Origin of the sequence: Nonomuraea composti, from assembly GCF_012034275.1 — a bacterium.
In the GTDB taxonomy this organism is placed as follows: Bacteria; Actinomycetota; Actinomycetes; order Streptosporangiales; family Streptosporangiaceae; genus Nonomuraea; species Nonomuraea composti.
Genome location: NZ_JAATEP010000094.1, coordinates 20,513 through 28,941, shown reverse-complemented (window position 1 = coordinate 28,941; position 8,429 = coordinate 20,513). Strand labels below are relative to the sequence as shown.

The window sequence follows — 8,429 nt, the reverse complement described above, 5'->3', positions numbered from 1 at the left end:
CTACACCCTCCAGGCCACCGCCTACCGCTGACGTGTCAGCTCAGCGCGGCCTCGATGACCGCGCGGGCGATGGTGGCCACCGCGTCCACCCGCTGCCCCGGCCGCTCCAGCACCACCCCCACGGCCACCTCGGGAGCCTCGGCCGGCGCGAACGCGGTGATCACGGCGTTCTCCCCCGGCACGTCCCCCGACGCGGCGGTCTTGGCCGCCATCCGCACTCCCGGAACGCCCGCCCCCGTGCCCGACGCGGGCGCGACGGACGTCATCATGGCCGCCAGGTACCGGGCCAGCATGGGCGCCACCGCCGTGCGGTAGGCCACGGGCGAGGCCCGGTTGATGACGGCCCCGTCCGGCAGCCGCGCCTCCTCCACCAGGTACGGCCGCATCAGCACCCCGTTGTTGGCCACCGCCGCCGACAGCATGGCCACCATCAGCGGCGTCACCCGGTTGCCGTGGTGCCCGATCGCGGTCAGCGCGAGCTGGTCCCGGCCCGTGACGGACGGGAACCGGCTGGGCGTGGCGAGCAGCGGGATCCGGAGCGCGGCCTGGTTGAACCCGAACGCCTCCGCCTGGTCCCGCAGCAGGTCCTGCCCGAGCTGCAGCCCGATGGCGGCGAAGGCGGTGTCGCAGGACGCCTGGAAGGCGTACGCGAGCGTGGGCCGCCCGCTCCCGCACCGCGCGCCGGCCTGGAGGTAGGCGGGCGCCCCCGGCAGCCGCAGCCGGGCGGGCGCGGGCACGACCGCCGCCGGCGTGTACTCGCCGGACGCCAGCGCCGCCGCCGCGGTGACCAGCTTGAACGTGGAGCCGGGCGGGTAGAGCCGGTTCAGTGCCCGGTTGAGCAGCGGTTGCGCGGGCTCCTGCCGCAGCTTCCTGGCCGTCTGCGCGAGCAGCCCGCGGTCGAAGGTGGCCAGCGCGTTCGGATCGTACGTCGGGTACGTCGCCAGCCCGAGCACCGCCCCGGTCGCCGGGTCGAGCGCCACCACCGCGCCCGGGATCCCGGCGTTCCGCAGGCCCTGGTAGGCGGCCCGCTGCACCCGGTCGCGGATCGTCAGCCGCAGGTCGGCGCCCTCAACGGCGCCCTCGCCGACCAGCGAGCGCACCTTGACCTTCGGGTCCTCGCCCGACAGCACCGCGTCCTGCGCCTGCTCGAGGCCGGTCGAGCGGTGCAGCGACACGTGCCCGGTGACGGCGGCGTACTCGGCGCCGCGCGGGTAGGCGCGCCGGTACCGGTAGGGGCCGCCGGTGGCGGGCAGGCTGGTCGCGATCGGCGTGCCGTCGTAGGTGCGGATGTCGCCGCGCGGCCGGCCGTACCGGTCGATGAGGGCGCGCTCGTTCCTGCGGTCGGCGTTGAGCGCGTGGGAGCCGAACGCCTGGACGAGCGTGACGTGCGTGAGCAGGGCGAACAGCAGCACGGCGCACAGCTTGGCGACCCGGCCCAGCGGGACGTCCAGCCACCTCCCCCTCGATCCAGCCATGGATCGAGGTGTAGCAACCGGGCCGCAAAGGCAGGGCTAGAGCAGGCTGCGGTAGTAGGAAATCTTGTGGTGGATGTAGCTCTGGCGCTCGGCGAGGTTCGCGATCTGGGCCTGGACCTGCCGGTCGTGCTCTTCCAGCAGCTTGATGCGGTCGGGGATGGTGTGGTCGCCCGCGCGGACGAGCTCGGCGAAGCGCAGCATCGTGGCGATGGGCATGCCCGTGTCGCGCAGGCAGCGGACCATGCCGAGCCAGCCGATGTCTTCCTGGCTGAACCTGCGCTGACCTGCGGCGTTGCGGTCGACGCGCTCCAGCAGCCCGATCTTCTCGTAGTAGCGGAGTGTGTCGATGCTGAAGCCGGTCTCCTCGACGACCTCCGCCGGTGTGTAGACGCTCACGCTCCAAGGATCTCACCTGGAGTCCACTCCAGGTCAACCGCTTGACATGGAGTGCGCTCCAGGTCCCAGAGTCGGCGCCATGAACATCGCACTGGGCACGATCCCGTTCGGCACCGCCGTCGACCTGGACACCACTTTCGCGCTTCTCGACCGGTTCGTGGAGGCCGGCGGCACCAGGATCGACACGGCCAACAACTACCCGTTCTGGGTGGAGGGCCGCACGGGGGACGAGAGCGAGCTGGCCATCGGCGCGTGGCTGGCCGCCCGCGGCAACCGCGACGCGGTCGTCCTCAGTACGAAGGTCGGCGCCCGCCCCACCGTCGCCGGCGACCGCACGCTGGACTCGGCGGAGGGCCTGTCCGCGGCCGCCGTCGCCCGGGGCGCGGAGGGCAGCCTCAAGAGATTGGGGACGGACTACATCGATGTGTATTGGTCGCACATCGAGGATCGGTCCGTCCCGTTCGAGGAGACTTTGCGGGCCTTCGACGAGCTGGCGCAGGCCGGCAAGGTGCGGGCCATCGGGGCCAGCAACCTGCCGGCCTGGCGGCTGGAGCGGGCCAGGAACGTCTCGGGGGCGCGCGGCTGGCTGCCCTACACCCACGTCCAGCAGCGGCACACCTACCTGCACCCGCGCCCGGGCATCAAGCTCCCCGAGTCGGGGCACCGGCTCGTGACGGACGACCTGCTCGGCTACCTGGCCGACGAGCCGGACCTGACGCTGTGGGCGTACAACACGCTGATGTTCGGCGCCTACACGCGGCCGGACCGGGCGATCCCGGAGATCTACGACCACCCGGGCACGACGCGGCGGCTGGCCGTCCTGCACGAGGTGGCCGGGGAGCTGGGCGCGACGCCGAACCAGGTGGTGCTGGCCTGGCTGATGGCCGACGGGATCGTGCCGATCGTCGGGATCTCCACGATGGAGCAGCTGGAGGAGGCGATCGGCGCGGCGGAGCTCAAGCTGGACGACGAGCAGCGCGCCCGCATGGACGCCGCCGCGTAGCGCTCCTACGGCAGGTGGTCGGCCAGGTAGCGGCGGACCAGCTGCTTGCACTCGGCGATCAGCTCGGGGTCGCCGCCGGGATCGACGCGGAAGGCGAGCTTGAGCACCGCGTCGGTGGCCTCGACCGCCACCAGCAGCGCGCGGTCGAGCCCCGGGCCCGCGGGCGCGCCGAGCAGCTCCAGCGTCAGGGCGCGCAGGCGCTCGGCCACGACGACGTTGTTCTCCTGCGTCTCGTCGAGCGCCCGCTTGCCGCTGTCGCCGGGCGCGCCGAGCACCTCGCCGAAGTCGACGACGGCGAAGCCGGGGGTGGTGCGCTTCATGTCGACGAACTCGTCGATGGCCAGGTCGACCAGGTCGGTCCAGTGGCCGAGGTCGGCCGTGGGGATGCGCTCGGTGATGCGCTGCAGGAACGCCTCGAGGTTGCGCCGCGCCAGCGCCCCCACCAGCCCCTGCTTGTCGGGGAAGAACTGGTAGAACGTGCCGATCGGCACCTCGGCCCGGCGCGCGACCTCTTTCGTGGTCAGCGCCTCGTAGCCGACCTCGTCGAGCAGGAGCGCGCACTCGTCGAGCATGCGCTCCACGCGCTCGACGCTCCGGCGCTGAGCGGGTCGGCGGCGCAGGGTACTGGTCATGCCCCCATCCTTGCGCATTCGCGCCCGGATGAGTCAGAGTCTTTGACCTCGGACAAACATGAGCCACCCTCATAGGAGGCGGGTATGTTCTGGTGGGGCACGGCCACGGCGGCGTACCAGATCGAGGGCGCCACCACCGAGGACGGCAGGGGCGCCTCCGTCTGGGACGTCTTCTCCCACGAGCCCGGCCGCACCAGGAACGGCCAGACGGGCGACGTGGCCTGCGACCACTACCACCGCTGGCCCGAGGACGTCGCCCTCATGCGCGGCCTCGGCGTCAACGCCTACCGCTTCTCGATCGCCTGGCCGCGCGTGCTGCCCGAGGGCTCCGGCCGGGTGAACGCGGCGGGGCTCGACTTCTACGACCGGCTGGTGGACGCCCTGCTGGCGGCCGGCGTCCAGCCGGTGCCCACGCTGTTCCACTGGGACCTGCCCCAGGCGCTGGAGGAGCGCGGCGGCTGGCTGAACCGCGAGGTCAGCGAGCTGTTCGCCGCGTACGCCGCCACGGTCGCGGCGCGGCTGGCCGACCGCGTGCCGATGTGGATCACCCTGAACGAGCCGTTCGTGCACATGGCCTACGGCTACGCCATGGGCGTGCACGCCCCCGGCCGGGCCCTGCTGACCGATGCTCTGCCCGCCGCCCACCACCAGCTCCTCGGCCACGGCCTGGCCGTGCGGGCGCTCAGGGCGGCCGGCGCCCGCCAGGTGGCGCTGACGAACAACTGCACGCCCGTCTGGCCGGCCTCGGAGAGCGAGGCGGACGTGCGGGCGGCCGAGGCGTATGACATCCTGCACAACCGGCTGTTCAACGACCCCGTGCTTCTCGGGAAATATCCGGATTTGTCGGCGTACACGTCCGCGCTGGACTTCGTCCGTGACGGCGATCTGGACACCATCGCCGCCCCGCTCGACGCCCTCGGCATCAACTACTACAACCCCACCCGCATCGCCGCCCCCACCGGCGACGGGCTCCCGTTCGACGACGCCGGCGTCACCGGCTATCCGACCACCGCCTTCGGCTGGCCGGTCGTCCCCGACGGCCTGCGCGAGCTGCTCACCGGCCTCAAGGCCCGGTACGGCGCCGCGCTCCCGCCCATCCTGATCACCGAGAACGGCTGCTCCCAGGAGGACGTCCCGGGCCCGGACGGCACGATCGACGACACCGCCCGAATCGACTACCTCGACGGCCACATCGCCGCCATGCGGCAGGCCATGGCCGAAGGGGTGGACGTGCGCGGCTACTTCGTCTGGTCACTGCTGGACAACTTCGAGTGGGCCGAGGGCTACGACCAGCGCTTCGGCCTGGTGCACGTGGACTTCGCCACCCAGCGCCGCACGCCGAAGCGCTCCTACCACTGGTACGCGCGGTTCCTGGAAGGTCAGAACACCGACACGTGAACGTGGTCGTAGTGGTTGGCGGTCACGCCGCCGCGGTCGGACATCGGGTCCCAGCCGCCGCCTGACCGGATGTCGTAGTAGCGCTGCTTCCAGATGATGTACATGACGCCCAGCCGGGGGCCGTTCTTGATCAGCCAGGCGGCCAGCGCGTCGCCGTTGGCCGCGTCGGAGCCGGTGGCCATCCGGCCGCCGCTCGACATCATGAAGTCGCAGGCCCGGCCCTTGCCGTGCTCGCCCGGGTCGCCGGGGCGCAGGCAGCCGACGCCGTACTTCATCGGGAAGTTCGCCATGATCTCGGCGCGGACGTTGATCATTCGCGGCGTCAGGCCCTCGGCGCCGCCCGGCTGCTGGAAGCCGTACTTCTGCAGCAGCTTCTGGATCTCGTCCTTCTTGTTCTGCAGCGCCTTGATCTCCTTGCGCATCTTCTCGATCTTCTCGCTGGCGTTGGCCTTCGCGTCGTTGTGCTTGTCGATCAGCTTCTTGATGCTCTCGACGCGCTGGGCCCGCTCGTTGGCCATGTACGTGAGGTTGGCGGCGCCGCCGAGCATGGCGTAGGGGTCGGCGTTGGGGGTGAGCAGCCGCACGCCGTCGAGGGGCCCGAACATGTAGGAGGTCTGGGCGATGCGGCTCACCTCGGCCTGGGCGGCCTTGAGCTGCGCCTCCAGGTCGCCGGAGGTGTCGGTGGCCTTCTTGGCCTGGACCCTGATCTCTTCGAGGCTCTGGATCTGGCCGCGGTAGAGCTCGTTCAGCCGGGCGGCCTGTTTGGTGAGTTTGCGCAGCTCGGCGGGGCTGGGGTCGGCCATGGCCGGCGACGGGGAGTGGAGTCCGAGCAGCCCGGAGAGTACGGCGACGAGAACGGCGAGCCGCCAGATTCTCACACCCGTCCCCTCCCCTCTAGACGGACCGAAACTATAGAAGATGATCTTGATCCCTGTCATCCGAACGGCCGAACTGCTGCACCTTTGGCGAAACTTATCGGGTTTTGTCCGAATCGCACGGGACCCTCGCGCGCGGCGCGGCGACACCCGGCGTGCCGTGCGGCGACCTCCCCTTGCGTGCGCGGACAGAACATGATTCGGTCGCCTTGGGACATGCCGAAGACAAGCAAGCATTCGGTCAAGCAGGAGGCTCACGACATGCGCCAGCACGACAAGCTGTTCATCGGGGGCGAATGGGTGGCCCCCGCGGGCACCGGCACGATCGACGTCATCTCCCCCCATACCGAGGAGATCGTCGGCCGCGTGCCGGACGGCACCACCGAGGACATGGAGCGGGCCGTCGCGGCCGCCCGGGAGGCGTTCGACCACGGGCCGTGGCCCCGCATGACGTTCGCCGAGCGGGCCGAGGTGATCGCCCGGCTGGCCGCCATCTACAACGAGCGCCAGAGCGAGATGGCCCAGCTCATCACCGAGGAGATGGGCTCGCCGATCACGTTCTCCAACCTCGCGCAGGCGCCGCAGCCGCTCGGCATGCTCCAGTTCTACGCCGAACTCGGCCGGACGTTCGAGCAGGAGGAGCAGCGGCCCGGGCTGTTCGGCCCCATCACCGTGCGCAGGGAGCCCGTGGGCGTGGTGGCGGCCGTCGTGCCGTGGAACGTCCCCCAGTTCGTGACCATGACCAAGGTCGCGCCCGCGCTGCTCGCGGGCTGCACCATCGTGCTCAAGCCGGCCCCCGAGACGCCGCTGGACGCGTACCTGCTGGCCGAGTGGGCGGCCGAGGCCGGCGTGCCGGCGGGCGTGCTCAACATCGTCGTCGCCGGCCGCGAGGTCGGCGAGCACCTGGTCGCCCACAAGGGCGTGGACAAGGTCGCCTTCACCGGCTCCACCGCCGCCGGGCGGCGCATCGCCGCCGTCTGCGGCGAGCAGCTCAAGCGGGTCAGCCTGGAGCTGGGCGGCAAGTCCGCCGCGATCATCCTGGACGACGCCGACCTGGCCGCCAGCATGGGCTTCCTGTCGATGGCCTCCCTCATGAACAACGGCCAGGCGTGCGTGGCCCAGACCCGCATCCTGGCCTCCCGCAACCGCTACGACGAGGTCGTGGACGCCATCGCCGCCATGGTCGGCTCCCAGCCCGTCGGCGACCCCGCCGACCCCGCCACCGGCATCGGCCCCCTGGTCGCCAAGCGGCAGCAGGAGCGCGTCGAGGGCTACATCAAGCTCGGCATGGACGAAGGCGCCAAGATCGTGGTGGGCGGCCTCGACCGGCCGTACGACCGCGGCTGGTACGTCGCGCCCACCGTCTTCGCCGGCGTCAGCAACGACATGCGCATCGCCCGCGAGGAGATCTTCGGGCCGGTCCTCGCCGTGATCCCGTACGAGGACGAGGCCGACGCCGTCCGCATCGCCAACGACAGCGACTACGGCCTGGCCGGCACCGTCTGGACCGCCGACGCCGAGCACGGCATGGAGGTGGCCCGCCAGGTCCGCACCGGCACGTACGGCGTGAACTGCTTCATGCTGGAGACCAACGCCCCCTTCGGCGGCTACAAGGCCAGCGGCATCGGCCGCGAGCTCGGCCCCGAGGGCCTCAACTCCTACCTGGAGTACAAGACGATCGCCCGCCTGGGCTGAGCCGGGCACGGCGAGGGCCCCGCCACCCCTGGCGGGGCCCTCTGTACGGATGGTCACCCAGCGCGCCCCCGCGACGCTGGGCTACCGGCCGACTACAGCAGTATGTCCCACGTCCACCGCATCGACGGTTTCCTTCCCCAGGGACTTTCTCCCGGCGGTTTCCTGCCATCCGCCCTAGGTAGACGTGTTTCACTCAGGAAAAGTTCGAGGAGATCCATTTGCCGATCCGGCGGACGAGTTCGGGCGTCGCCGCCGACTCCGCGTGCCCGAATCCGGGCTCGATCCACAGCTCCTTCGGCTCCTTCGCGCCGTCGTAGAGCTGGCGCGCGTGATCCAGCGGGAAGAACGCGTCCGCGTCGCCGTGCACGATCAGCAGCGGCACCGGCGCGATCAGCCCGGCGGCCTCGTGCGGCGGCATCGGGACCGGGTCCCACTCGCCCCGCGCGATCCGTGTGCGCTTGGCCACGCGCGCCGCCCACCGCCCGACCGGCCGCTCGATCGCCCAGTGCACCTGCCGCATCGGCTTGGTCCCCCGGTAGTACCAGCGGGCCGGCCCGCTCACCGCCACCACGGCGTCCACCCCGCCGCGCAGCCCCGCGTGCCGGACGGCCACCGCCGCGCCCATGGAGAAGCCCACGACCGCGACCTTCGAGTAGCCGATCACGCGGGCGTGCCCGACCGCGGCCTCCACGTCGAGGATCTCCAGATCGCCCACCGTGGTCTCGCCACCGGACCTGCCGTGGCCGCGGAAGTCGAAGGCGACCACGCCGCCGTACCCGCTCAGCACGTGCACGATGCGGCGCGCGGTGCGCTCCCGCCAGGACCCGGTGAAGCCGTGCGCCACCACGATCCCCACGTCCGTACGGGCGGAGGGCGTGTGCGCGGCGTCGATGCGGACCCCGTCCTCGGTCCTGAGCATGACGGGGAAGTTGGGCGCGAAAGGCATGGATATGAG

At 71.5% G+C, this 8,429-nt stretch carries 8 protein-coding genes; 3 read left to right on the top strand and 5 right to left on the bottom strand.

What is annotated here, in order from left to right; all coding sequences use genetic code 11:
- Positions 1 to 35: 35 nt before the first annotated feature.
- Together HCN51_RS55400 and HCN51_RS55395 are read right to left on the bottom strand one after the other, a co-directional pair.
- Positions 36 to 1,475, bottom strand: a complete 1,440-nt coding sequence (locus HCN51_RS55400) for a penicillin-binding transpeptidase domain-containing protein (protein WP_168021821.1) — start codon at positions 1,473 to 1,475, stop codon at positions 36 to 38.
- A gap of 36 nt (positions 1,476 to 1,511) precedes the next feature.
- Complete coding sequence (locus HCN51_RS55395; RefSeq protein ID WP_080045579.1) at positions 1,512 to 1,871, bottom strand: MerR family transcriptional regulator; 360 nt, start codon at positions 1,869 to 1,871, stop codon at positions 1,512 to 1,514.
- A 79-nt stretch (positions 1,872 to 1,950) separates the two neighbouring features.
- On the opposite strand from HCN51_RS55395, the gene HCN51_RS55390 reads away from it, so the two are divergent.
- A complete protein-coding gene (locus HCN51_RS55390; RefSeq protein WP_168021820.1) occupies positions 1,951 to 2,874 on the top strand; it encodes an aldo/keto reductase in 924 nt (307 codons plus the stop codon).
- Between the two features lie 5 nt (positions 2,875 to 2,879).
- Here the strand turns inward: HCN51_RS55390 and HCN51_RS55385 are convergent, their stop codons facing one another.
- On the bottom strand, positions 2,880 to 3,506 hold the full coding sequence (locus HCN51_RS55385) for a TetR/AcrR family transcriptional regulator (protein WP_080045577.1): 627 nt from the start codon (positions 3,504 to 3,506) through the stop codon (positions 2,880 to 2,882).
- 84 nt (positions 3,507 to 3,590) lie between these two features.
- Here HCN51_RS55385 and HCN51_RS55380 point away from each other — a divergent pair, with 84 nt between their 5' ends.
- Complete coding sequence (locus HCN51_RS55380; RefSeq protein ID WP_168021819.1) at positions 3,591 to 4,904, top strand: GH1 family beta-glucosidase; 1,314 nt, start codon at positions 3,591 to 3,593, stop codon at positions 4,902 to 4,904.
- Here the strand turns inward: HCN51_RS55380 and HCN51_RS55375 are convergent.
- Positions 4,886 to 5,782: a VldE C-terminal domain-containing protein gene (locus HCN51_RS55375; protein WP_168021818.1), complete on the bottom strand. Its 897-nt coding sequence runs from the start codon at positions 5,780 to 5,782 to the stop codon at positions 4,886 to 4,888. The genes HCN51_RS55380 and HCN51_RS55375 overlap by 19 nt on opposite strands.
- Positions 5,783 to 6,040: 258 nt before the next feature.
- Here HCN51_RS55375 and HCN51_RS55370 point away from each other — a divergent pair, with 258 nt between their 5' ends.
- Entirely contained in the window at positions 6,041 to 7,474 is a 1,434-nt protein-coding gene (locus tag HCN51_RS55370; RefSeq protein WP_168021826.1) for an aldehyde dehydrogenase, read from the top strand.
- A gap of 193 nt (positions 7,475 to 7,667) precedes the next feature.
- Here the strand turns inward: HCN51_RS55370 and HCN51_RS55365 are convergent, their stop codons facing one another.
- A complete protein-coding gene (locus HCN51_RS55365) occupies positions 7,668 to 8,420 on the bottom strand; it encodes an alpha/beta hydrolase (protein ID WP_240974243.1) in 753 nt (250 codons plus the stop codon).
- Positions 8,421 to 8,429: the final 9 nt, after the last annotated feature.

Excerpts from the sequence above, each read along its gene's own strand:
- HCN51_RS55390 (WP_168021820.1), top strand. The coding sequence starts at position 1,951 with ATGAACATCGCACTGGGCACGATCCCGTTCGGCACCGCCGTCGACCTG.
- HCN51_RS55370 (WP_168021826.1), top strand. The coding sequence starts at position 6,041 with ATGCGCCAGCACGACAAGCTGTTCATCGGGGGCGAATGGGTGGCCCCC.
- HCN51_RS55365 (WP_240974243.1), bottom strand. The coding sequence starts at position 8,420 with ATGCCTTTCGCGCCCAACTTCCCCGTCATGCTCAGGACCGAGGACGGG.
- HCN51_RS55380 (WP_168021819.1), top strand. The coding sequence starts at position 3,591 with ATGTTCTGGTGGGGCACGGCCACGGCGGCGTACCAGATCGAGGGCGCC.
- HCN51_RS55400 (WP_168021821.1), bottom strand. The coding sequence starts at position 1,475 with ATGGCTGGATCGAGGGGGAGGTGGCTGGACGTCCCGCTGGGCCGGGTC.
- HCN51_RS55385 (WP_080045577.1), bottom strand. The coding sequence starts at position 3,506 with ATGACCAGTACCCTGCGCCGCCGACCCGCTCAGCGCCGGAGCGTCGAG.